Genomic DNA, 22,934 nt, shown 5'->3' on the forward strand with positions numbered 1-22,934 from the left:
CTCTTAGCACCGATCCAGATGAAACGCCTGCAAGACATGACCACCGGACTCATGTCGACCACCATGCGCAAGCCCCTGGCTGGCATCGCAGTGCTGGTCGACCAGGTCAAGCGTGGCGGCTGGAGCATGGCGGGTCACGCTGTCGCCGCGCGCTTGCCGCCTAGCCCGCCGCTGAATAAGACACCCGGACACTCAGACGCCGGTCGCCTGCGCATCCTGTGTCGCCAGGCACTCGGTGACCACATCGCAGAGCAAGTCCGCCGCGCGTCTCAGATTGCCCATCTGTAGCGTATGTATCACCCACACATCGAGCTGCATGGCGAAATCCGGCGTGTCGACCACCGTCAGTTGCTCGAGCGATGGACTGCGGTGTAATACGCTACGCGGCACCAGACCGAGTCCCATGCCGGCCGCCACCAATCTCAGCTGAAGCTCGGTGCCGATCGTATCGACCCTGAGGTTGAGCTGCCTGCCCGCGCCGGCCATCGCCCGCTCCAGCGCGGCGCGGTAGCCACATCCGACCGGATTGAGTATCCATTCCTGCTCCGCCAGCTGGGCGATAGCGGTGTCCCTTGCCACCAGCGGCGTTTGCTTGCTCTGCACCACCACCACCGGCAGCGTCGTGATGAGGCGCCCGTCCATGCGCGCCGGCAGTTCGCTGGGAGAGGGCTTCATCACCGCGACCGCGTCCAGCCCCCCGTGCGCGAGCTGCTCCTGCAGCCGCGTGCTCCATTCCGTGTGCAGTTTCAAGTCGAGCGCAGGGAACGCCGACCGTAATCGCCGGGCGACGTCGAACAACATCATTTCTCCCACCGCCTGGGTCAGTCCCACGCGGAAGCTGCCGGCGGGAGCCAGGTCGTCCCGGGAGATGTCCAGCAATCGCCTGGCGTTCAGCATCAGCGGCAACGCCTGCTCGTAGACCCGGCGGGCCAGCGCGGTCGGCTGCGGCGGCCGGCTATTTCGGTCGAATAATTCCGCATCCAGCACCTCTTCCAGATGCTGGATGCGGCGCGAGACGGCGGACTGTGTCAGCGATAGCACCTCGGCGGCGCGTGTGAGGGAGTTGTGATCGATGACGGCGACAAACGCCCTTAAGTCCTCAAATAGCATGCTTTTATCTCATTATAATTATGAAAATTATGCGCTTGCAGCATATAAATTATAGCCCTATTATCGTTTGCATTGCACATCGCGATGTTGTTCACGTTGCCGCTAACACCGGCTCTTCACCCCACTGACAGATTACAGGAGATTTTTATGCCGCTAGCCCGTATCAGCGTTTCCCACGACACCACGGATGCAGCCCTGCGCGCCATCAGCGACACGGTGTACGAGGCGATGATCAGCGTCGCCAACGTTCCACTGAATGACAAATTCCAGATCCTCAGCCGCCATGCCAAGGGGGAGCTGATCTACCCTGAAAACGGATTTCTCGGGGTCACATATAGCGACAACATCGTTTTCATCCAGATTACGTGGAACGCCGGGCGCACGGCGGAGATAAAAAAAGCGTTCTATCGCGCTGTCGTCGATGGCATACACACCAGGAGCGGCCTGCGTAAGGAAGACATCATCATCAACCTGGTCGAGGTTCAGCGTGAAAACTGGTCGTTTGGCAACGGTGAAATGGCGTTCCCGCCAACATAAACGCTGATCCACGATACCGAGACACTGATGAAAATTGCTACCTTTATCCACCGCGGCGCCGAACAGGTCGGATTGATCAACCTGGACACGCAGCGTGTGCATCCGGCCGATGCGCGCGACATGCTGGACCTGATCCAGCGTTATCCCGTTCACGGCAACGGCTCGACCTACACCTACGCCGGCATTGCGCTCAGCGAAGTGCAACTGCTGGCGCCGCTGCCTCGGCCGGAGCGCAATATTTTTTGCGTGGGCAAAAATTACCGTGCGCATGCACAGGAATTCTCGCGCAGCGGATACGAAGCGGGCGCTGTCGCCGGCGCGGAAATTGATGCCTATCCCGCCGTGTTCACCAAACCGGGCGGCAGCGTGGTGGGAACCGAGGCACTGGTCGAACTGCATGCAGGGATTACCTCGGAAGTGGATTATGAGGGCGAGCTGGCGGTGGTTATCGGCCGGCCCGGCCGCGATATCGCCGTCGCCGACGCCATGACCCATGTGTGGGGCTACACCATCATCAACGACGTCACCGCCCGCGACCGGCAAAAAAACCATCGCCAGTGGTTCCTCGGCAAAGGCCTCGACACCTTTTGCCCGATGGGGCCATGGATCGTGACCGCCGATGACCTGGCCGCGCGGAATGTGCGCATCCAGACCTGGGTCAACGGCGAATTGCGCCAGGACGCGAATACGGCGGATTTGTTGTTCGACATTCCAAAGCTGATCAGCGTGATCTCCGCCGGCATGACGCTGCGCCCGGGCGACGTGATCGCCACCGGCACGCCGGCCGGTGTCGGTATCGGGATGACTCCGCCACGCTTCCTCAAGAAGGGCGATAGTGTAGTGGTCGCCATCGAGGGCATCGGCACGCTGCGCAATCATTTCGCTTAACGCCGCCGCGCCCGCCATCATAAGAACATCCACTATTCCGGAGACCATCTTGACAGCTGGAATCAAAACATCCCGCCGCACCTTCCTTCACGCTGCCGCGCTCGGCATGGCCGCCGCGGAACTCTCGCTGCTGACACCGTCCATGGCGCGCGCGCAGACCACCGGCGACGCGGCGACGCCCACCGGCACGCTGGGTGCGCTCAAGACCATCAAGGCGGGCGTCCTCAATGTGGGCTACCATGAAAGCGGCCCCGCCGATGGCGTTCCGGTGGTGCTCTTGCATGGCTTCCCGTTCGACACCAACGCCTATGCCGAGGTAGCGCCGATACTCGCGGCCAAAGGCTGCCGCGTCATCGTTCCTTACTTGCGCGGTTTCGGCGCGACGCGGTTTATCGACGCGGCGACGCCGCGCTCGGCACAGCAAACAGCGCTGGGTGCCGATCTACTTGCGCTGCTTGACGCGTTGTCGATTCCGAAGGCCGTACTGGCCGGCTACGACTGGGGCGGCCGCGCCGCCTGCGCCGTCGCCGCGCTGTTTCCGCAACGCTGCATCGGCCTGGTATCGGTCAACGGCTACGCAGTGCTTGACCTGACCCGTAGCAACATTCCTGCCACACCGGAACGTGAACTGCCGGCCTGGTATCAGTTCTACTTCCTGACCGAGCGTGGCAAGGCGGGTTATACCAAATATCGCCGCGAGACCAATAAGTTGCTATGGAATTTGTGGTCTCCGAAATGGCATTTCGACGACGCGACGTTTGATCGCAGCGCACCGTCGTTCGACAATCCCGACTATATCGAGGTCACGATTCATTCGTACCGGCATCGCTTTAACCAAGCTGCGGGCGATCCTGCTTATGCCCAGCTGGACCAGCGACTCGCGACGCTGCCGGTGATCACGGTGCCGACCATCACCCTGGACGGGGCGGACGATGCGGTGGTACTGCCGACCGACGGTAAATCCTACGCCGCCCGATTTCCGGCGCGCAAAGCTCATCGCATCGTGCCTGGCGCCGGCCACAATCTTCCGCAGGAAGCGCCTCGGGCATTTGCCGACGCGGTGCTGCAGCTGCTGCCGGAAAAGGGCTGATATTGAATCAGCTTGCAGAAAAGCCGCCCAGCAATCGCTGACCGTATCAGCCCATGCGCAACGTAAATCTGGACATCGCCTTGCTGCGTACCTTCGTGCTGACGCATCAGTTGGGCAGCATGGCGCGCACCGCCGATGTCGTCGGGCGCTCGCAATCCGCGGTTAGCCAGCAGATGTCCCGGCTGGAGGAAATCTTCGGACAGCAATTGTTTCTGCGACAGGGACGCTTGACTTCCTTGACTGAAGCGGGCATTGCAGCGCTGCCTTTTGCCGAAGAGATGCTTCGGCTCAACGATGAATTGGTGCGCGTTGCTGCCAAGTCCGATGACGGCAAGGAAATTCGCCTCGGCATGGCGCTCGATTTTTCGGTAGGCATGCTCAATGCGCTGTTGCGGGAGTTTCAGCAAAAAAATCCGGCGGTGCGCCTGTCCATGCTGACGGATCGTCATACCGTACTGTCCGAAAAACTTGCTAATGGAGCGCTCGATCTGGCGCTGATGTTTAGCGAAAACGAACCCCAGGGCGCGCATAGCCTGGGTCGCGTTCAGCAAGTGTGGGTGGGCCAGCGTAGCGTGCTGGAGCGGCCGAGGCCACTCCAGCTTGTCGTGTTCGAGGAACAATGCGGTTTCCGCACCCGGGCCTTGCTTGCGCTCGCCGAAGCCGGCATCGCCGCGCATATCGCTGTCACTTGTTCCAGCCTGGCAGCGCTCTGGGTCGCTGTGGAGTCCGGATACGGCATCGCTTTGAGAACCGCCATCGGCGTGCCCAAACCGCTACTGCTCGATGCCTCGGACAGCTTGCTGCCCTTGCTCCCCCAGGTTCATCTTTGCCTGCATCAGACACCGCACGGCCTGCACACACCGGCGCACCAGCTGCGGCGGCGGATTATGGATGGTCTGCCGCAATTGCTGCCCGCGCTGGCCGCCGACGTGTCCCGTCCGCTGGACGCGCTTCCTGACCATGCGGCCTAATGATGGGCCGCGCCACATTTCATCCGGCGGCGGCCTTTATCTGCACGCTGGCCTTGCATACCGACGGCTTGACGGCACGCCGCTGCGCCGCGTAATAAGCCGAGCGGCTGACGGCGAGGACGCGGCAGCTTTGCTGGACCGGAATGGCTTCCTTTTGCTCTGGAATGCTTGACCTATTCTCGAGAAACAAGTGCAGGACTCAAACGACTCTGGGCTTACACCGTGGAATTTTAAAAGCCCCCTTTCAAGGTGCTAACTACAGACTAGCTATGCACATAAGCAAGGATTCCTGCCTGGCGCTGTAGCGCGCCCGCAACGCCGGCATCGCCGTGACGCTGCTGATCACCGCGATGGATGAAGACGGCGCCCGCCTGCGTTTTGAGCCAGCGGCTGGTCAATGATTTTTGGGCGGCAGGCTTCAATCAAGGCCATCGTGCCCTGCGTCAACGGCAACTACCTGGGCGGCACCACCTATTATTTCCAGCAATGGCGCAGCGCGCCGTAACAGACGCGGGCAAATCCAGGCCCGCAAAGCAAAACGGGCGATACATTGCTGTATCGCCCGTTTTTCGCTGCCGTGCCGGCTTAGCCCGGCTTAGCCACCGACACCAGCTCGATATCGAATACCAGGCCGGCATAGGCCGGGATGGTCGGAGGGCTGCCGGCCACTCCATAACCGAGGGTGTACGGAATGGTCAAGGTACGTTTGCCGCCGACCTTCATGCCCAGCACGCCCTGGTCCCAGCCTGGAATCACCTTGCCGACGCCCAGCACAAAGACGAAGGAGTTGGTGCTGCCATGGTCGGCCGAGCTGTCGAACTTGGTGCCCTTGTTATTGGCCGCGCCGCTGTTGTACAGCCAGCCGGTGTAGCGCACGGTGACCGTATCGCCATTGGCGGCGGCGACGCCGGTGCCGACCACGGTGTCGCTAGCCAGGAAACCCGCCGGCTGGGTGGCCGGATCGATGACAGGTGCATTATTACTCGGCGTGGCGGCGCCGCCGCAGGCGGTCAGGGCAACAGCGCACAACAGTGAGGCGATAAATTTAAAAGTCGATTTCATGGATACCCTTGCAAATAAAGATGGTCGTCAGGCTCGCGCGCACGCGCCGTCAGCGCAGCAGTGTAACAGGTGTCATAGTCACAAAATGTAAGCAGACGTAAGCGCTGACAGATATACAACATTGAGCGCGTCAGATTTCCACCTGCGTGCCCAGTTCGATCACCCGGTTGCTCGGAATCTGATAATAGTCGGCCGCGCCGCGCGCATTGCGCGACATCGCCACGAACAGATGCTCGCGCCATGGCGCCATGCCGGCGCCGGGGGTCGAAATGACGGTCTGGCGCGCGATGAAGAACGAGGTTTCCATCATTTCGAAGCTTTGTCCCTGCTCGGCGCACAAGGCCAGGATGTGCGGAATATCCGGTTCATCCTTGAAGCCGTACAGCACGTTCAACTGGTAGCACTGGTGGCCCAGGTCGATCACCCGCACCTGCTCCGACGGCGGCACCCACGGTTCTTCGACGATGAACACGGTCAGGAACACCACCCGCTCGTGCAGCACCTTGTTGTGCGACAGGTTGTGCAGCAGCGCATGCGGCACGCCGTCGGTTTCGCCGCGCAGGAAAATCGCCGTACCCGGCACCCGGGTCGGCGGCGCGATGAACAGCGAGGACAGGAAATCGTCGAGCGGGATCGCATGTTTTTCCAGGTTCTGGAACACCAGCTGGCGGCCGCGTTTCCAGGTCAGCATGACGATGAACAGGACCGAACCCAGCAGCAGCGGGAACCAGCCGCCGTGGAACAGCTTCAGCGCGCTGGCCGAAAAGAACATCACGTCGATCGCCACGAAAAAGCCGGTCGCGGCCCAGCACAGCACCAGGTTCATCTTCCAGCGGTAGCGGATCACGAAGAAGGTCAGCACGGTGGTCGCCAGCATGGTCGCGGTGACCGCGATGCCGTAGGCCGCTGCCAGGTTTTCCGACGAACCGAAACCGACCACGGCCAGCAGCACGACGATCAATTGCAGCCAGTTGACGGCCGGGATGTAGATCTGGCCGATTTCGCTTTCCGACGTGTGGCGCACGCGCATGCGCGGCAGGAAACCCAGCGCGATCGCTTGCTTGGTCATCGAGAAAGTGCCGGAAATGGTCGCCTGCGACGCGATCACGGTGGCCATGGTCGACAGGATCACCAGCGGATACACGCTCCACGCGCCCAGCTGCTGATAGAACGGATTGGAGATCGCTTCCGGATGCGCCAGCAGCAAGCCGCCCTGGCCCAGGTAATTGAGCGCCAGCGCCGGGAACGCGATCAGGAACCAGGCCATGCGGATCGGCTGCTTGCCGAAGTGGCCCATGTCGGCGTACAGCGCCTCGGCGCCGGTGAACGCCAGCACCACCGCGCCCAGCGCGACGAAGGCGACAAAGCCGTTATTCATCAGGAAGTGCGCGGCGTACCACGGATTGAGCGCGGCCAGCACTTGCGGCGACTTGATGATGTTGAACACGCCCATGCCGGCCAGCGACGCGAACCACAGCAGCATCACCGGCGCGAAAAAGCGGCCGATGCCGGCCGTGCCGTGCGATTGCACCGAATACAGGCCGACCAGCACCAGCATCGTCAGCGGCACCACGTACGGACTGAGCGCCGGGGTGGCCACTTCCAGGCCCTCGATCGCCGACAGCACCGAAATCGCCGGGGTGATCACGCTGTCGCCATAAAACAGCGTGGCGCCGAACACGCCGATCAGCGTCAGCGCGAAATGCCAGCGCGAATGCCTGGCGACCGACGACAGCACCAGCGCCATCAAGGCCATGATGCCGCCCTCGCCGCGGTTGTCGGCGCGCAGCACCAGCGTCACGTATTTGAGGGAGATGATGATCGTCAAGCCCCAGAAGATCAGGGAAACGATGCCGAGCAGGTTATCGTGATTCAACGGCAAGCCGTGCGTTGGATCGAAAATAGTCTTCAGGGTGTACAGCGGACTGGTGCCGATATCGCCGTAGACGATGCCGACGGCGGCCAGCGTCAGGGCGACGAGGCTGCTTTTTTTATGTTGCGACGTCAAGATTGCACCATTTTTTGTTTTATTGCGTCGCACAATAAGATATGTAATATCAAATAGCAAGTGGATTCTGGCATCTGTCCTGGCTCTCCCGACACACGGTTTTTAGCGGCTCTTGGTGGTTTCCAGCATCTGGCATCACAGGCCCGGCCCTGCGTCATAGCGGCGGCCGGTCCGGTTCTGGCCATTCTTTCTTGCCATTCTACTCTCAGCCGGCGGCGCCGGGCACGCGGCATCACCGGTGCCACCAATTTCAGCGATAATGCCAATCTAGCCACTTTTTCGACACCATCTTCTTATGAATCCCGGCATGCTGTACGCCGCCGCGGCATTTTTATGCTGGGGCCTGTTCCCGCTGTATTTCCACGCCATCAATGCAGTGCCGGCGCTGGAAATCCTGGCGCACCGCATGCTGTGGTCGCTGCTCTTCCTCGCCATCGTGCTGGCCGTGCGCCGCCAGTGGGACTGGCTGTACCGGCTGGTGCGCCAGCCGCGCGTGGTGGCCGGTTTCATCGCCAGCGCGTTCTTATTGTCCGCCAACTGGCTGACTTATATCTGGGCCGTCAACCACCAGCACGTGGTCGACGCCAGCCTCGGTTATTTCATCACGCCGCTGATCAACGTGATGCTCGGCTTCCTGCTGCTGCATGAACGGCTGCGTCGCGCGCAGTGGCTGGCGATCGGCCTCGCCGCCTGCGGCGTGGCGTGGCTGGCGTGGCAAACCGGCCACCTGCCCTGGATTTCGCTGGTGCTGGCGGCCACCTTCGGCGGCTATGGCTTGCTGCGCAAGACCGCCGCGCTGGGTGCGCTGGAAGGCTTGTCATTCGAAACCCTGATCCTGTTTCCGCTGGCGTCCGCTTATGTCGTTTGGCTCAGCTGGACCGGCCAGCATACCTTTGTGTCGACCAGTTCGGACAGCACCCGCTGGCTGCTGGTGGCGTCCGGCCCGCTCACCGCGATCCCGCTGCTGCTGTTCGCGGCCGGCGCGCGGCGCTTGCCGATGGCGCTGCTGGGCTTGTTGCAATACATCGCGCCGACGCTGCAACTGCTGGTCGGCGTGTGGATTTTCCACGAATCGTTCACGCCCCAGCGCATGAGCGGTTTCATCGTCATCTGGAGCGCGCTGGCCATCTACGCGGCCGAAGGACTGTGGATGGCGCGCGGCCGCTAGCGGCCGCGGCGGCGTTTCGCGCTGGCCGTAAGCGGGCGTTTATCGTATCCTGTGCGTCTTATATTCAAACCCCGAGATTTTTAATGGCAAATTACGTCTATACCATGAACCGCGTGGGCAAAATCGTCCCGCCCAAACGCCAGATCCTGAAAGATATTTCGCTGTCCTTCTTCCCGGGCGCCAAGATCGGCGTGCTGGGCTTGAACGGTTCCGGCAAATCGACCTTGCTGAAAATTATGGCAGGCATCGACACCGACATCCAGGGCGAAGCCGTGCCGATGCCAGGCCTGAACATCGGCTACCTGCCGCAGGAACCGCAACTCGATCCGGAAAAAACCGTGCGCCAGGAAGTCGAATCCGGCCTGGGCGAAGTGTTTGAAGCGCAAGCCAAGCTGGAAGCCGTGTACGCCGCCTATGCCGAGGAAGACGCCGATTTCGATGCGCTGGCCACCGAACAGGCGCGCCTGGAAGCGATCATCTCGACTTCCGACGGCGGCAACTTGAATCTGCAGCTGGAAATGGCCGCCGACGCACTGCGCCTGCCGGCATGGGACGCCAGGATAGCCGTGCTGTCCGGCGGTGAAAAACGCCGCGTCGCGCTGTGCAAGCTGCTGCTGTCGAAACCGGACATGCTGCTGCTCGACGAACCGACCAACCATCTGGATGCGGAATCGGTCGACTGGCTGGAGCAATTCCTGCTGCGCTTCCCGGGCACCGTCGTCGCGATCACCCATGACCGCTACTTCCTCGACAATGCCGCCGAGTGGATTTTGGAACTGGACCGCGGCCATGGCATTCCATGGAAAGGCAATTACTCGACCTGGCTGGATCAGAAGCAAGCCCGCCTGAAGCAGGAAGAAGCGAGCGAATCGGCGCGCCAGAAAGCGCTGCAAAAAGAGTTGGAATGGTCGCGCCAGAATCCGAAAGCGCGCCAGGCCAAGTCGAAAGCCCGCCTGGCCCGCTTCAATGAGCTGTCCGAACACGAATACCAGAAGCGCAACGAGACCCAGGAGATTTTCATCCCTGTGGCCGAACGCCTGGGCAATGAGGTCATCGAATTCAAGAACGTCTCGAAGGCGTTCGGCGACCGCCTGCTGATCGACAACCTGTCGTTCACCATCCCGGCCGGCGCCATCGTCGGCATCATCGGCCCGAACGGCGCCGGTAAATCGACCTTGTTCAAGATGATCACCGGCAAGGAACAACCGGATAGCGGCGAAGTGGTGATCGGCCAGACCGCGCGCGTCTCGATCGTCGACCAGAACCGCGATACACTGGCCGACAACAAGTCGGTGTTTGAAGACGTGTCCGGCGGCGCCGACATGCTGACCGTGGGCCGCTTCGAAATGCCGTCGCGCGCCTATCTGGGCCGCTTCAACTTCAAGGGTTCCGACCAGCAAAAACTGGTCGGCAACCTGTCGGGCGGCGAACGCGGCCGCCTGCACCTGGCGAAAACCCTGCTGATGGGCGGCAACGTGCTGCTGCTCGACGAACCGTCCAACGACCTGGACGTGGAAACCCTGCGCGCACTGGAAGACGCGTTGCTGGAATTCGCCGGCAGCGTGATGGTCATTTCGCATGACCGCTGGTTCCTGGACCGTATCGCAACCCATATCCTGGCGTTCGAAGGCAATTCGCAAGTCACCTTCTTCGACGGCAACTATCAGGAATATGAAGCCGACAAGAAAAAACGCCTCGGCGAAGAAGGCGCCAAGCCGAAGCGGATTCGCTACAAACCGCTGACCGTGTAATTTCTATCCAATACGTTACACTCGACAGGCACGCCATCGGCGTGCCTTTTTTTATAGCATAGGGATCAAGATGACATTACTCATGACACTCGCCAGTGCCGCGCTCGTCTTCGCGGCCAGCACCAGCCATGCGGCGGTCGCCGCGGCAAGCGAAACCGAATCCGTCGCCAAGTTGTCGTGGCTGGCCGGTTGCTGGCATGCGGCCGGCCCGGCGCCGCGCTACGAGGAAAAATGGACGCCCGCCAGCGACGGCAGCATCAGCGGCACCACCCTCGGCATGCGGGACGGCAAGTACCAGCCGTTTGAATTTGCGCAATTGCGGGTTACCGAACCGGGCCAGCTGGCCTATGTCGCCAAACCGAATGGCGCGCCGCCGGTGGTGTTCAACCTGCTGAGCGGGGGAAAACCGAATGATTTTACCTTTGGCAACTTGGACAACGACTTCCCCAGCCGCATCGTCTACCACCGCGACAACGCAAACAGCTTGCGCGTCAGCATCATCGGTACCTTGAAAGGCAAGTTCACCACCGTGCAGATACCTATGACACGCGGCAAATGTGAGACCAAGTAAGGCCACCGTCTTCGCGCCGCACGGCTGGGCGTGCGATTGATAAATCGGCTACACTTTACAGGCATGCCGATGGCGTGCCTTGTGACGGGAGACGACATGACATTACTCGCGAATACATTCCTTGCTGCGCTATTGGGCCTCGCCGCAACGGCCGCACAGGCCGCCGACAAAGCCCAGCCGGCGCCCGCTACGGCACCCGCTACGGCCCCCGCTACGGCACCCGCTACGGTCGACAAGCTGGCTTGGCTGGCGGGTTGCTGGCATGTCGACGGCGCCGAACCCGGTTCCGGCGAACAATGGAGCACGGCGGCCGGCGGCACCATCCTCGGCACCAGCCGCACCGTAAAAGGCGGCAAGACCACGGCCTTCGAATTCGTGCAAATCCGTATCACCGAACCGGGCCAACTGGCCTACATCGTGCAACCGTCGGGCAAGCCGCCGGTGGTATTCAACTTGCTGCGCCAGGACCAGCCGAATGAATTCATCTTCGCCAACCTGGACAACGATTTCCCCAGCCGCATCATCTACCGCCACGACAGCGAACGCATCCTGCACGCCAGCATAAGCGGCACCTTGAAAGGGAAACTCAGCACCATCGATTTCCCGATGACGCGGGCGCGCTGCGATACCACGTCCAGCGAGCGCTCCAGGTAAGCGGGAGCGCCCCAAAGCCGGCACTCATCAAATTTGCCGCCCTTGCGCGCTGCACGCTAATCTGGTGTAAGCTTGAAACATGAACACCGCCTTGTCCCCGATTGAGTCCGAGTTCGCCACCCCCGAAGAGGCGCAGGCCTACGACCGTTGGTTTCGCGCCCAGGTGCAGGAAGCCATGGACGATCCACTGCCTGGTATGGCGCATGACCAAGTCATGGCCGAAATGCGCGCGATAATCACGGCAAAGAGAAAAAACACCAAGCGATAACAGGGCGAATAGCTGCTCGTGACGCCAGAATAAATACGGCTCTATACTGTATTTTCTGGAGAAGTAATGCTTCCTGTTCAATGGCACCCCAACGCCAGGGCCAAGCTGGCCGCCATCCTCGAGTATATTGCCGAACACAATGACGTTGCCGCTTCCGCGCTGCAGGCCGACATCGAACGTGCCGCCTCCCGGTTGCAGCAGCACCCCTGCCTGTACCGCCGCGGCCGGGTCGCCGGCACGCGGGAAATCGTCGTGCATCCTCATTATGTGCTGGTGTACCGCATCCGGCCGAGTGTGATTGAAATCATCGCGGTCCTGCACTCGCGCCAGCAGTACCCGTGACCTCGCAGCGCCATGCCGAGTCCGCGATAGATAAAAAAACAGCTCCCGAGGGAGCTGTTTTTACAACGTTTTTCCAACATCACGCGGCAGTCCGCGCAGCGATGCCGACACCCGCCATCGCTCAGAAGTTGTAGCGCGCGCCCAGCGACAAGGCCGTCGATTTGTGGCCCTGATCGGCGCTTTGGCCGAAATGTTCGACTTCAGCCGTCAGCGACACGTTTTTGTTGATCGCGTATTGCGCGCCAACCGACGCGTACAGGCCAGTCTTGTTGTCACCGCTGAGGCCGGCGGCGGCGCCGCTGCCGCTGATGCTGTCATGGTTGCGAGCAACACCCAGCTTGCCGAACACGCCTACCTGATCGTTCACCGGCATGGTCGCCTTGCCGGCCACATAAAAGCCGTGCGACGCGGTGCTGACGCTGCCGGTGGCGCCGCCATTCTGGGTAAAGTTGTAGTCGCGGCTGCCGAAGTCTTCGTAACCGCCCTCCACCGCCCAAGTCTGGTTGAAATCGTAACCGGCGAATAATTTACCGGCGGCCTTGGTGCCGCTATGGTCGTCGCCGCTGGCGACGTTCGGCACATCGAATTTATAACGGCTGGCGGTCACGCCGACACCTGCGTAAGCGCCTTCGGCATGGGCCATCGACATACCGGCGGTCAAGGTGGTGGCGGAAGCAATCAATGCAAAAAGAATCTTTTTCATATGCTTGTCTTTCAAAAATGGTGAACTTGCTGGAGTTCGCAGTTCAACGAATTGCGATGGATCCACGATAGCACCTGAAAAACACTACGTCCTGTGCCATTCCGTAAGAAGTGTGACGAGATGTAAGCTAAGATTTCATACTGGAAATTTCAAGATCAACTACTGTGGAGCGATACATGAAAAAACGCCAATTCCTCGGCGGTGCGGCGCTGGCCGGCGCGCTGTTGCCTTCGACGGCACAAGCCGGCCCGCGGCGGGCGCCCGGACCGGCGCTGTTGACCGTCACCGGTGCGATCAGCAAGGCCAATCGCGGGCCGTTCGACCCGGTCGCCGATCAAATGATGCACAAGCAGAAATTAAGCTTTAGCAAGGCGTACGCCTTCGATTTCGACAGCCTGGCCGCCTTGCCAGCCCGGACCATCCAGCCGACGCTGGAATATGACGCCAAGCGGCATGTATTGCGCGGCCCGGCCTTGCTCGACGTGCTGCAGGCGGCCGCTGCGGTCTTGAATGAGCACAGCAAGATCGTGCTGCGCGCGGTCGATGGCTACGCGGCGGAATTGAGCGTGCTCCAGGCGCGCAGCCAGGGCTTCATTATCGCGACCCATCTGGATGACAAGCCGATGGCGCTGGGCGGCCTCGGCCCCTTATGGGCGCTGTATGACGCCGACCGGGTGCCGGAGATGGCGGCCAAGCCGCTGGCCGAGCGCTACAACGCCTGCCCGTGGGCGCTGTATCACATCGCGGTGCAGGGCTGAGGACGGCTCAGGCGTAGGCTTCCGCCAGCGTCATCACGCGCGGCGTGACGCTGATGCCGAGTGCATTGAACAAGGCGTCGATGGCGGCCAGGTTGGCCGTGCATTCCTCGCTGTTCCAGCCTTTGAACAAATCGCTGCCGTCTTTTTGGAAATGCAGGTCCAGCACCTTGCCCTTGTCTTTGTGCAAGTAAGCGGAACTATAGGTATTTTCAAAACCGAGCGCCTTCAGGCCCGCCAGCAATTCGGCGGGCGGATGATCGGGATCGGTGGCTAAAAACACCCCGAAGGTCTTGCCTGGCGGCTTGGCCGCGATATCGACGTCGTAAATGCCGGGCGCTTTGCTAACGGTGGTGCTTTTCAGAAATAACATGACAATCCCCTGCGGCTGGGTGCTGATGCACTGTTTTCTCGGCAATTTTGATTCTCTAGAAAAATTTTCTAGAAAAAACTTCAAGATCCCAGCTTATTGCTAATTTCCAATTTTGGCTATCTTCAGGAACATTTATTTAACGAAACGCAACATAGTGTCGCGCCTGGATTACCTGGAGCGCCTGACAAAATGTTGATGAAAATATAATTCAGCCATCGGCGTGTTGTCAGGCGCTCCTGGCGCCACGCTTGCGCCGGGCCAGGTCGGCGGTCGGCGCCACCAGCGCCCGGTACAACTGGCCGCTGGCCGCATCCCACGCATCGACGGCGCGCTGCTGCTGGCCGACGGTGGCAAAATCGCCGCGCGCGATCGGCCCGCTGAGCGCTTGTGCCGGCCCCAGCCTGAACACATTGGCGACCGCCTCGGTCACCAGCGGCTGCGCCAGCTCGCGCGCCACCGCTTCCGGAATCCCGGCCGCCTGGTAGGCGCGCAACGCCGTGTCGAGCACGGTCACCAGGTAATTGCTGGCGAACACGGCGGCGGCGTGATACACGGTCTTGGCGCTGGCGTCGATGGCCACCGGACGCGCCCCGGCCGCCAGCAAGGCCGGCTGCAATACTTCCAGTGCCTTGGCATCGCCTTCGATACCGCAAAACGTCGCGCTGAAACTGTCGGCCACCAGTGCCGGGTCGGCAAAACTGCGGATCGGATGGACGCTGGCCAGCAGCGCCCCGGCTTGTTTAGCAGGCAACAATTGACTGGATGCCAGCGCGCCGCTGCAATGGAATACGATGTTCCCCGCCAGCGGCATGGCGTCCGCCAATGCCGCGCAGGCGGCCACGATCTGGTCGTCGCCGACCGCCAGCATCGTGATATCGGCTGCACGCAAATGATGGTAAGCACTTACTGCGACGCCAGCGCCGATAAAATCGACGGCGGCCTGCGCCGATGACAGCGAGCGGGTCAGCACATCTTGTACCTGGAACACCCCCGACACGGCGAACACCCGCCCCAGCGCCTTGCCGACATGGCCGGCGCCGACAATATTGAGCGTAAGAATGCGAGCCGGCATTAAAACGACGATCCAGGATGCGTCAGGAATTCCAGCTCTTGCGGCGTGGAACTGCGCCCGAGTATCTGGTTGCGATGCGGGAAACGGCCGAAGCGCTCGATCACCGCGTGGTGGCGTTTGGCGTAATCGAGCATCGGGCCAAAACCGGATGCGGCCGCCGCCAGGCGCGTGAACAGCGCCAGCGAACGGGCCTGTTCGGCCGCGCTTTCCGCATGCTCGAACGGCATGTAGGCAAACGCCCGCTGGCGCGGCGCCAGGGCCAGGTCGCCGTCATGCGCCGTCAGCGCCTGCGCGGCGGCCAGCGCCAGCGTATCGCCGGCGAACGCTTGCGGCGTGCCGCGGTACACATTGCGGGTCAATTGATCCAGCACCAGGATGCGCGCCAACGTGCCTTGCGGGCCGGCCTGGTCCCATTCCGCCAGGCCGCCGTCCAGCGCCTGCCCGATCAGCGCACCAAAACGGCGTCCGATCTGGCGGTCGAAAGCGTCGTCCTTGCGGAACCACTCCGGGCGCGCCGCGCCATAATCGATATGGTCCGGCGTCAAAAACCAGAATTCGAGTACTTCGCGTATCGCAGGCAACATGGTTTTCTCCGTTTTCAATTGCGGGCGTGCGACAGCTGGTAGCTGGCGATGCCGTCGAATTGCGCCAGTTCAGTCGACAGCGCCGACAGGCTGGCGCCGCTATTCTTGCTCAGCGCGATGGCGACGAAGCGCCATTCCTGCATGCCGTCCAGGCTGCCGATGGTCAGCGAGCCGCCGGCGATTTCATAACCGCGCTTGATGGCCATGCCGCGCAGCGTTTCTTCGCTCGGCATGAAGTCTTTCTTGAAGCGCATCATGATGGCCACCGCGTGGCGCGACGGCAGCCAGTTTTCCAGCTTCGACAGGAAGATCATCGACATCGCGCACAGGAAGGCCAGGCCCATCGCCGACAGGTAAAAGCCGATGCCGACCATGATGCCGATCACCGACGAGGCCCAGATCGACGCGGCGGTGGTCAGGCCGCTGATATTAAAACCCTCGCGCATGATCACGCCGGCGCCGAGAAAGCCGATGCCGGTGACGATGCCCTGCACGATGCGGGTCGGGTCGCTGCCCGGCACCACCGCGCCGTGGCCGCCGAACCAGAATTCGGAATAACCGCCCAGCACCGTCAGCGCGGCCGACGCCATGCACACCAGGCCGTAGGTGCGCATGCCGGCGGCGCGGCCGTGATACGAGCGCTCGTAACCGACCAGCAAGCCGAGCAGCAGCGCGCCGATCAGGTTCAGCAAGATCACGCCATTGGTCGCCAGCTCGGCCGGCGACCAATACGAGCGCAGGAACTCAATCGTCGGCATGCGGCGCTTTTTTGGTCAGCTGCTGTTCAAACGCGACATCGAGCTTGCTGGCGCGGCGCGGGGTTTGCGGCCCCAGCTGGTTGACGAAAGCGACAAATTCGTCGAGCTCCAGCGGCGCGCACAGCGGCGGCTTGCCCGGCCCTTCGGTCAGGAAAAACAATTCGCTGCCGGTGCGCGCCATCGAATACTGGCTGTTGCCGCTGCGGACCTTGAGGCGCTCGATGGCGGATGTGGCGCGGGTAGAACGCATGTCAGATGGCTCCGGTTCGGGTGTCCAGCCAGGCCAGCGCGGCGCCCGACAGGTGTGGCGCCAGGCGCGTGCGCACCGTGGCGTGGTAATCGTTGAGCCAGGCCGCCTCGTCATCGCGCAGCAGCGCGCGGTCGATGCAGCGGGTGTCGATCGGGCACAGCGTCAGGGTTTCGAAACGCAGGAAATCGCCGAACTCGGTGCTGTCCGCCGGGCGGTTCAAGACCAGGTTTTCGATCCGGATGCCCCAGCGGCCGGGCCGGTAAATGCCCGGTTCGATCGAGGTGATCATGCCCGGCTCCATCGCCGTGTGCGGTTCCGGCAGCGCCGATTGCGAAATCGATTGCGGACCTTCGTGCACGTTCAGGAAGAATCCCACGCCATGGCCGGTGCCGTGGCCAAAGTCGATGCCCTCGGCCCACAGCGGCGCGCGGGCGATCGCATCGAGCATCGGCGACTTGACGCCGCGCGGGAATTGCGCCGCCGACAGCGCGATCATGCTTTTCAAGACCAGCGTGACATCGCGCCGCTGCGCCGCCGTGATGGTCCCGACCGGCACCACGCGGGTGATGTCGGTGGTGCCGCCCAGATACTGGCCGCCGGAATCGATCAGCAGCAAGCCGTCGCCCTCGATGGTCGCTTCCTGCCCTTCGACGGCGTGGTAATGCATGATCGCGCCATTCGCATTGAAACCGGCGATGGTACCGAAGCTGGGGCTGACAAAGCCGGGACGGCTGGCGCGCGCCGCCGTCAAATGGCGTTCGATGCCGACTTCGGTCAGCATGTCGCGCGCCGGATCGGCCAGCGTCGCTTCCAGCCATGTAAAGAATTCGCACAGCGCCGCACCGTCCTGCTCCATCGTCGCGCGCACATGGTTGGCTTCGGCGTCGCTCTTTTTCGACTTGGCGAACGTGGTCGGATTGACCGCCTCGACCACCTTGACCCTGGCCGGCACGGCCTCGCGCGTGCCGAAGGTGATGCGGCGCGGGTCGAGCAGCAGCACCGCTTCGGGCACCAGCGCGGCCAGCGCGCCGTGCACCTGGCCGTACGGCGCCACGTCGATGCCCTCTTCGGCCAGCTTGGTGCGCAGCTCGGGCGCCAGCTTGCCGTCGGCCACGAACAGCGTGGCGCGGTTCGGACAGATCAGCGCGTGGGCCAGGAATACCGGGTTGTAATTGACGTCGGCGCCGCGCAGGTTGAACAGGTAGGCGATGTCGTCCAGCGTCGACACCACATGGTGGCTGGCGCCGTGCTGCGCCATTGCGCTGCGCAAGTCGGCCAGCTTGCCGATGCGCGACTTCGACGCATACGGCGGCAAGTGTTCAAAGATCGGCGCGGCCGGCAGCGCCGGACGGTCGGACCACACCTGCTCCAGCAAATCGGTATCGGTGCGCAGGGTCACGTCCTTGGCGCCCAGCGCCTGCTGCAGCAGGCGCGCGGTGGCCAGGCCCAGCACCGCGCCGTCGACCGCCACGCTCTGGCCGGGTTTCATGTAGCTAGCCAGCCAGTCGACATACAGCACGCTGGCGCCGGACGGGATCTTCATCAATTGCACCGCGGTGCCGGCCAGTTCGGACTCGGCCTGGGTCCAGTAGCGGCCATCGGTCCAGACGCCGGCAAAGTCGGCGGTGACGATGAAGGTGCCGACCGAACCGCTAAAGCCGCTCAGCCATTGACGCCCCTTCCAGCGCGCCGGCAGGTATTCGGACACATGCGGATCGGCCGACGGCACCAAAAAAGCGTCGATTTTTTGCGTCCGCATCACTTGGCGCAAGTGCGCCAGGCGTGCGGCCAGCGCGGATTTTTCTGGAGTATGCATAAGGTATATCGAATCGGTGGGTCAAATCGCTTATTCAAGCCTGCCGCGAGCGGCAAAAACAAGACTCTATGATACCCCGATTGCGCCTGCCGCTGCGGCGATGCGGACAATCCAGGAATGATAGCCGCCGCTCCAAACAATTGCGCTGGATCAACTAAGCGTCTCCAGTTGGCCTAATGCAAGGATTTTTGGGGCGAATGTCTGTCATCATCATTTTGCGGCGCATCATCAAAAGAAATCTCATTAAAAGGCAATATTGCATGCCAACGCACGTTACTATCGTCCGATAAAATCAAAGCAACGTACGCCGTACGGAATCATCGGATGGCGCTGTCGAAATAAGAACCTATCCCGGTAGGGAGCGTCGTCTGATGGCTGCTCATCAGAAGCGTGGGCAAGACGCGAGGAGGACGCATGGCGAGCCATGCTACGACGAACAACGAAGATCCACGCTGTTGAGGGGCTGTCAGCAGGCGATGTATTCTCTACTGGGATAGGTTCCAAGCAACAGGGAGACACTGGTGCAAACAGACAATACGGTAATGCTGCCTACCTTTCCGCGCCGCTTGATGCGGCACGCCAGGGAACGCGGCGGCCGGCCGGCATTCCGCGAAAAACACCTCGGCATCTGGCAAACCTGGAACTGGGAACAAGCCAGCGACGAAGTGCGCGCCATCGCTTGCGGCCTGGCCGCGCTCGGCTTCCAGCGCGGCATGCACCTGGCCATCGTCGGCGACAACCGGCCGCGCCTGTACTGGGCCATGCTGGCGGCGCAATGCATAGGCGGCGTCGCGGTGCCGCTGTACCAGGATGCGCCGGCGGCCGACATGGCGTATGTGATGCAGGACGCCGAGATCCGCTACGCCATCGTCGAAGACCAGGAACAAGTCGACAAGCTGCTGGAAATGCGGGATATATACCCGCACATCCGCCATATCGCCTACGACGACGCACGCGGCATGCGCCATTACCAGCAGCCGGAATTGCTGTCCTGCGCCAGTCTGCAAGAGCTGGGGCGGAGGTACGACCGCGACCATCCGGGCTTTTTCGAAGCGTCGATCGACGCCGGCAAGGCCGGCGATACGGCGCTGATCCTGTACACCTCGGGCACCACCGGCAAGCCGAAAGGCGTATGCCAGAGCCACGCGGCGCTGCTGGCGGCCGGCGAAGGCGGCGTGCGGTTCGACCGGCTGACCGATAGCGAAGAGATCCTGTCCTACCTGCCGATGGCGTGGGTCGGCGACTGCCTGTTTTCGCTGGCGCAGGCGATGGTGGCCGGTTTCACCGTCAATTGTCCGGAGTCAAGCGACACGCTGCTGACCGACATGCGCGAAATCGGCCCGACCTGTTATTTCGCGCCGCCGCGGGTGTTTGAAAACATGCTGACCAGCGTCATGATACGGATGGAAGACGCCAGCCCGCTCAAGCGCCGCATGTTCCACCATTTCATGGCGCTCGCCAGGCGCTGCGGACCGCAAATTCTGGACCGCAAGCCGGTGCCGCTGGGCCAGCGGCTGCACTATGGCCTCGGCCGGCTGCTGGTCTACGGACCGCTGAAAAACGTGCTGGGCCTGTCGCGCGTGCGGGTCGCCTACACGGCCGGCGCGGCGATCGGCCCCGACCTGTTCCGCTTTTACCGCTCGATCGGCGTCAACCTGAAGCAGCTATATGGTTCAACCGAAACCTGCGCCTATGTCTGTCTGCAGCCGGACGGCCATATCAAGTTCGACAGCGTCGGCTTGCCGGCCCCCGGCGTGGAGGTGAAACTGGCGCCCAACGGCGAGGTCCTGGTCAAGTCCAGGGCCACCATGAGCGGCTATTTCAGGCGTCCGGAAGCGACCGCCGAAGCGATCGACGCCGACGGTTATTTCCATACCGGCGACGCCGGCCTGTTCGACGCCGACGGCCACTTGAAAATCATCGACCGCGCGGCCGACGTCGGCCGGCTGAACAACGGCGCCATCTTCGCGCCGAACTATATCGAAAACAAGCTCAAGTTCTTCCCCTTCATCAAGGAAGCGGTGGTCTTCGGCGATCGCCGCGACCAGGTCTGCGCCTTCATCAATATCGACATCGACGCGGTCGGCAACTGGGCCGAACGGCGCGGCATCGCCTACGCCGGCTACACCGACCTGGCGGCGCAACGGCAAACCTATGAGCTGGTGGCTGGCTGCATCGGCCAGGTCAATGCCGAACTGGCGGCCGATCCGCTGATGGCGTCGACCCAGGTGCGGCGCTTCCTGGTGCTGCACAAGGAGCTCGATCCGGACGACGGCGAATTGACGCGCACGCGCAAGGTCCGGCGCGCCTTCATCGCCGAAAAATACGCGCTGCTGATCGACGCGCTGTACGCCGGCAAGACCTCGCAATACATCAAGACGCAAGTCAGGTTCGAAGACGGCCGCAGCGGTTCCAGCAGCGCCGAGCTGCGGATCTGGGACAGCCAGGCCTTGCCGGTGCTGGAGCAAGCCGCATGATGCGCGACGACAGCATGCGCATGGAACAGCCGGCGCGCCAGGGCGGTCCGGTCATCCTCGACCTGCGGCATATCTCGCTGTCGTTCGGCGGCATCCAGGCGCTGGACGATATTTCCTTCGACATCAGGCAGCATGAAATCCGCGCCATCATCGGCCCCAACGGCGCCGGCAAAAGTTCGATGCTGAACGTGATCAATGGCGTGTACCGGCCGCAGCAGGGTCACATCCTGCATCGCGGCCGGCAGTACCAGGGCATGGATTGCCATACCGCCGCCCAATCCGGCATCGCGCGCACATTCCAGAATATCGCGCTGTTCAAGGGCATGACGGTACTGGACAACATCATGACCGGCCGCCACCTCAAAATGCGCTGCAACTTCCTGCAACAGGCGCTGTACTGGGGCGCGGCGCGGCGCGAGGAAATCGCGCACCGCCAGAAGGCCGAGGAAATCATCGATTTTCTGGAAATCCAGGCAATCCGCAAGACGCCGGCCGGGCGCCTGCCGTACGGCTTGCAAAAGCGGGTGGAACTGGGCCGCGCGCTGGCCGCCGAGCCGGAGATCTTGCTGCTCGACGAACCGATGGCCGGCATGAACGTCGAGGAAAAACAGGATATGTGCCGCTTCATCCTCGATATCAACGACCAGTTCGGCACCACCATCGTGCTGATCGAGCATGACATGGGCGTGGTGATGGATATCTCGGACCGGGTAGTGGTGCTCGACTACGGCAGAAAGATCGGCGACGGCACGCCGGACCAGGTGCGGGCCAACCGGGATGTCATCAACGCCTATCTCGGCGCCCACTGACAGGAGAAAGCGGATGCATCTCAATTTCTTCTTCGAAGTGCTGATCGGCGGCCTGCTGTCGGGCGTCATGTACGCGCTGGTGGCGATCGGCTTCGTGCTGATCTACAAGGCCTCCGGCGTGTTCAATTTCGCCCAGGGCGCGATGGTGTTTTTCGCCGCGCTGACCTGCGTCGGCATGATCGACCAATTCGGCGTGCCGCTGTGGCTGGCGATAGGACTGACCAGCATCGTGATGATCGTCCTGGGATTCGCCATCGAGCGGGTGGTGCTGCGCCCGCTGGTCAACCAGCCGGAAATCACGCTGTTCATGGCCACCATCGGCCTGGCGTTTTTTATCGAGGGACTGGCACAACTGCTGTGGGGCTCGCAAGTGCACCAGCTGAGCTTGCCGGTCGACGACGTGCCGCTGCCCTGGCTGATGGCGCGCTTCAACCTGATCGTGTCGCAATTCGACCTGGTCGCGGCCGGCATTTGCGCACTGCTGGTCGCTACGCTGGCGCTGCTGTTCTCGAAAACCCGGATCGGCCGCGCGCTGCGCGCGGTCGCCGACGACCACCAGGCCGCGCTGGCGGTCGGCATTCCCTTGCAGCGCATCTGGGCGGTGCTGTGGGCGGTGGCCGGGCTGGTCGCGCTGGTGGCGGGCTTGCTGTGGGGCGCCCGCAACGGCGTGCAATTCGCGCTGACCTTCGTCGCATTAAAAGCGTTGCCGGTGCTGATACTGGGCGGCTTCACGTCGATCCCGGGCGCCATCGTCGGCGGCCTGGTCATCGGTGCGTCGGAAAAACTGGCGGAAGTGTACCTGGGACCGCTGGTCGGCGGCGGCATCGAAGGCTGGTTCCCATACGTGCTGGCGCTGCTGTTCCTGCTGGTGCGGCCGGAAGGGCTATTCGGCGAAAAAATCATCCGCAGAATCTAGA

General features: G+C 62.2%; 24 protein-coding genes. 14 read left to right on the forward strand and 10 right to left on the reverse strand.

The features are described from left to right. Positions 1 to 192 precede the first annotated feature (192 nt). Positions 193 to 1,110, reverse strand: a complete 918-nt coding sequence (locus GJA_RS24145) for a LysR family transcriptional regulator (RefSeq protein WP_038497563.1) — start codon at positions 1,108 to 1,110, stop codon at positions 193 to 195. A 147-nt stretch (positions 1,111 to 1,257) separates the two neighbouring features. On the opposite strand from GJA_RS24145, the gene GJA_RS24150 reads away from it, so the two are divergent. The 4 genes from GJA_RS24150 to GJA_RS24165 are packed head-to-tail and all read left to right on the forward strand — an operon-like array spanning position 1,258 to position 4,596. Further along, positions 1,258 to 1,647, forward strand: coding sequence for a tautomerase family protein (locus GJA_RS24150; protein WP_038500983.1), 390 nt, complete (start codon positions 1,258 to 1,260; stop codon positions 1,645 to 1,647). Positions 1,648 to 1,674: 27 nt separating this feature from the next. Then, the gene (locus tag GJA_RS24155) at positions 1,675 to 2,535 is read left to right on the forward strand and encodes a fumarylacetoacetate hydrolase family protein (protein ID WP_038497565.1); all 861 of its coding nucleotides are present in this window, start codon (positions 1,675 to 1,677) and stop codon (positions 2,533 to 2,535) included. 49 nt (positions 2,536 to 2,584) lie between these two features. Further along, positions 2,585 to 3,625 (forward strand): alpha/beta fold hydrolase, encoded by a 1,041-nt coding sequence (locus GJA_RS24160; RefSeq protein WP_422567923.1) that lies wholly within the window; start codon positions 2,585 to 2,587, stop codon positions 3,623 to 3,625. Positions 3,626 to 3,678: 53 nt separating this feature from the next. Then, a complete protein-coding gene (locus tag GJA_RS24165) occupies positions 3,679 to 4,596 on the forward strand; it encodes a LysR substrate-binding domain-containing protein (RefSeq protein ID WP_051781295.1) in 918 nt (305 codons plus the stop codon). Between the two features lie 585 nt (positions 4,597 to 5,181). On the opposite strand, the gene GJA_RS24170 is transcribed toward GJA_RS24165, so the two are convergent. Together GJA_RS24170 and GJA_RS24175 are read right to left on the reverse strand one after the other, a co-directional pair. After that, a complete protein-coding gene (locus tag GJA_RS24170) occupies positions 5,182 to 5,658 on the reverse strand; it encodes an FKBP-type peptidyl-prolyl cis-trans isomerase (RefSeq protein ID WP_038497567.1) in 477 nt (158 codons plus the stop codon). A gap of 130 nt (positions 5,659 to 5,788) precedes the next feature. Further along, positions 5,789 to 7,666, reverse strand: a complete 1,878-nt coding sequence (locus GJA_RS24175) for a potassium transporter Kup (protein WP_038497569.1) — start codon at positions 7,664 to 7,666, stop codon at positions 5,789 to 5,791. 295 nt (positions 7,667 to 7,961) lie between these two features. Here GJA_RS24175 and rarD point away from each other — a divergent pair, with 295 nt between their 5' ends. The 6 genes from rarD to GJA_RS24205 all read left to right on the forward strand — a co-directional run bounded on the left by rarD (position 7,962) and on the right by GJA_RS24205 (position 12,420). Then, positions 7,962 to 8,834 (forward strand): EamA family transporter RarD, encoded by an 873-nt coding sequence (gene rarD / locus GJA_RS24180; RefSeq protein WP_038497571.1) that lies wholly within the window; start codon positions 7,962 to 7,964, stop codon positions 8,832 to 8,834. Between the two features lie 83 nt (positions 8,835 to 8,917). Then, a complete protein-coding gene (gene ettA, locus GJA_RS24185) occupies positions 8,918 to 10,585 on the forward strand; it encodes an energy-dependent translational throttle protein EttA (protein WP_038497572.1) in 1,668 nt (555 codons plus the stop codon). Between the two features lie 82 nt (positions 10,586 to 10,667). Then, positions 10,668 to 11,156: a DUF6265 family protein gene (locus tag GJA_RS26370; protein WP_051781296.1), complete on the forward strand. Its 489-nt coding sequence runs from the start codon at positions 10,668 to 10,670 to the stop codon at positions 11,154 to 11,156. Positions 11,157 to 11,252: 96 nt separating this feature from the next. Next, positions 11,253 to 11,810 (forward strand): DUF6265 family protein, encoded by a 558-nt coding sequence (locus tag GJA_RS28030; protein ID WP_174525965.1) that lies wholly within the window; start codon positions 11,253 to 11,255, stop codon positions 11,808 to 11,810. Positions 11,811 to 11,889: 79 nt separating this feature from the next. Beyond that, positions 11,890 to 12,078 (forward strand): type II toxin-antitoxin system RelB family antitoxin, encoded by a 189-nt coding sequence (relB, locus tag GJA_RS24200; RefSeq protein WP_038497574.1) that lies wholly within the window; start codon positions 11,890 to 11,892, stop codon positions 12,076 to 12,078. 66 nt (positions 12,079 to 12,144) lie between these two features. After that, positions 12,145 to 12,420: a type II toxin-antitoxin system RelE/ParE family toxin gene (locus tag GJA_RS24205; protein ID WP_038497576.1), complete on the forward strand. Its 276-nt coding sequence runs from the start codon at positions 12,145 to 12,147 to the stop codon at positions 12,418 to 12,420. 121 nt (positions 12,421 to 12,541) lie between these two features. Here GJA_RS24205 and GJA_RS24210 read toward each other — a convergent pair whose 3' ends face one another. Next, positions 12,542 to 13,123 (reverse strand): outer membrane beta-barrel protein, encoded by a 582-nt coding sequence (locus GJA_RS24210; protein ID WP_038500997.1) that lies wholly within the window; start codon positions 13,121 to 13,123, stop codon positions 12,542 to 12,544. A 176-nt stretch (positions 13,124 to 13,299) separates the two neighbouring features. Between GJA_RS24210 and GJA_RS24215 the strand changes: the two genes are divergently transcribed. Beyond that, positions 13,300 to 13,881, forward strand: a complete 582-nt coding sequence (locus GJA_RS24215) for a putative pterin-binding protein (RefSeq protein WP_038497578.1) — start codon at positions 13,300 to 13,302, stop codon at positions 13,879 to 13,881. Positions 13,882 to 13,888: 7 nt separating this feature from the next. Here GJA_RS24215 and GJA_RS24220 read toward each other — a convergent pair whose 3' ends face one another. From GJA_RS24220 to GJA_RS24245, 6 genes are all read right to left on the reverse strand, one after another. Next, positions 13,889 to 14,251 carry a hypothetical protein gene (locus GJA_RS24220; RefSeq protein WP_038497580.1) on the reverse strand — a complete coding sequence of 121 codons (363 nt, stop codon included), beginning with the start codon at positions 14,249 to 14,251 and terminating at the stop codon, positions 13,889 to 13,891. A 226-nt stretch (positions 14,252 to 14,477) separates the two neighbouring features. Continuing rightward, positions 14,478 to 15,323 (reverse strand): Rossmann-like and DUF2520 domain-containing protein, encoded by an 846-nt coding sequence (locus GJA_RS24225; RefSeq protein ID WP_038497582.1) that lies wholly within the window; start codon positions 15,321 to 15,323, stop codon positions 14,478 to 14,480. Next, a complete protein-coding gene (locus GJA_RS24230) occupies positions 15,323 to 15,907 on the reverse strand; it encodes a DUF924 family protein (RefSeq protein ID WP_038497584.1) in 585 nt (194 codons plus the stop codon). Before GJA_RS24230 ends, GJA_RS24225 begins: the two co-directional genes overlap by 1 nt. A 14-nt stretch (positions 15,908 to 15,921) precedes the next feature. Next, entirely contained in the window at positions 15,922 to 16,665 is a 744-nt protein-coding gene (locus GJA_RS24235; protein ID WP_038497586.1) for an MgtC/SapB family protein, read from the reverse strand. After that, entirely contained in the window at positions 16,652 to 16,915 is a 264-nt protein-coding gene (locus tag GJA_RS24240) for a hypothetical protein (protein WP_038497588.1), read from the reverse strand. Before GJA_RS24240 ends, GJA_RS24235 begins: the two co-directional genes overlap by 14 nt. A gap of 1 nt (position 16,916) precedes the next feature. Beyond that, positions 16,917 to 18,731: an aminopeptidase P family protein gene (locus tag GJA_RS24245; RefSeq protein WP_038497590.1), complete on the reverse strand. Its 1,815-nt coding sequence runs from the start codon at positions 18,729 to 18,731 to the stop codon at positions 16,917 to 16,919. Between the two features lie 542 nt (positions 18,732 to 19,273). On the opposite strand from GJA_RS24245, the gene GJA_RS24250 reads away from it, so the two are divergent. Genes GJA_RS24250 through GJA_RS24260 form a run of 3 tightly spaced genes read left to right on the forward strand, consistent with a single transcriptional unit; the run spans position 19,274 to position 22,933 of the window. Continuing rightward, complete coding sequence (locus tag GJA_RS24250) at positions 19,274 to 21,208, forward strand: AMP-dependent synthetase/ligase (RefSeq protein ID WP_038497592.1); 1,935 nt, start codon at positions 19,274 to 19,276, stop codon at positions 21,206 to 21,208. Further along, positions 21,205 to 22,017 carry an ABC transporter ATP-binding protein gene (locus tag GJA_RS24255; RefSeq protein WP_038497594.1) on the forward strand — a complete coding sequence of 271 codons (813 nt, stop codon included), beginning with the start codon at positions 21,205 to 21,207 and terminating at the stop codon, positions 22,015 to 22,017. Before GJA_RS24250 ends, GJA_RS24255 begins: the two co-directional genes overlap by 4 nt. 13 nt (positions 22,018 to 22,030) lie before the next feature. Further along, entirely contained in the window at positions 22,031 to 22,933 is a 903-nt protein-coding gene (locus tag GJA_RS24260; protein WP_038497595.1) for a branched-chain amino acid ABC transporter permease, read from the forward strand. The last annotated feature ends 1 nt before the right edge of the window (position 22,934 follow it).

Origin of the sequence: Janthinobacterium agaricidamnosum NBRC 102515 = DSM 9628, from assembly GCF_000723165.1 — a bacterium.
GTDB lineage: Bacteria > Pseudomonadota > Gammaproteobacteria > Burkholderiales > Burkholderiaceae_D > Janthinobacterium > Janthinobacterium agaricidamnosum.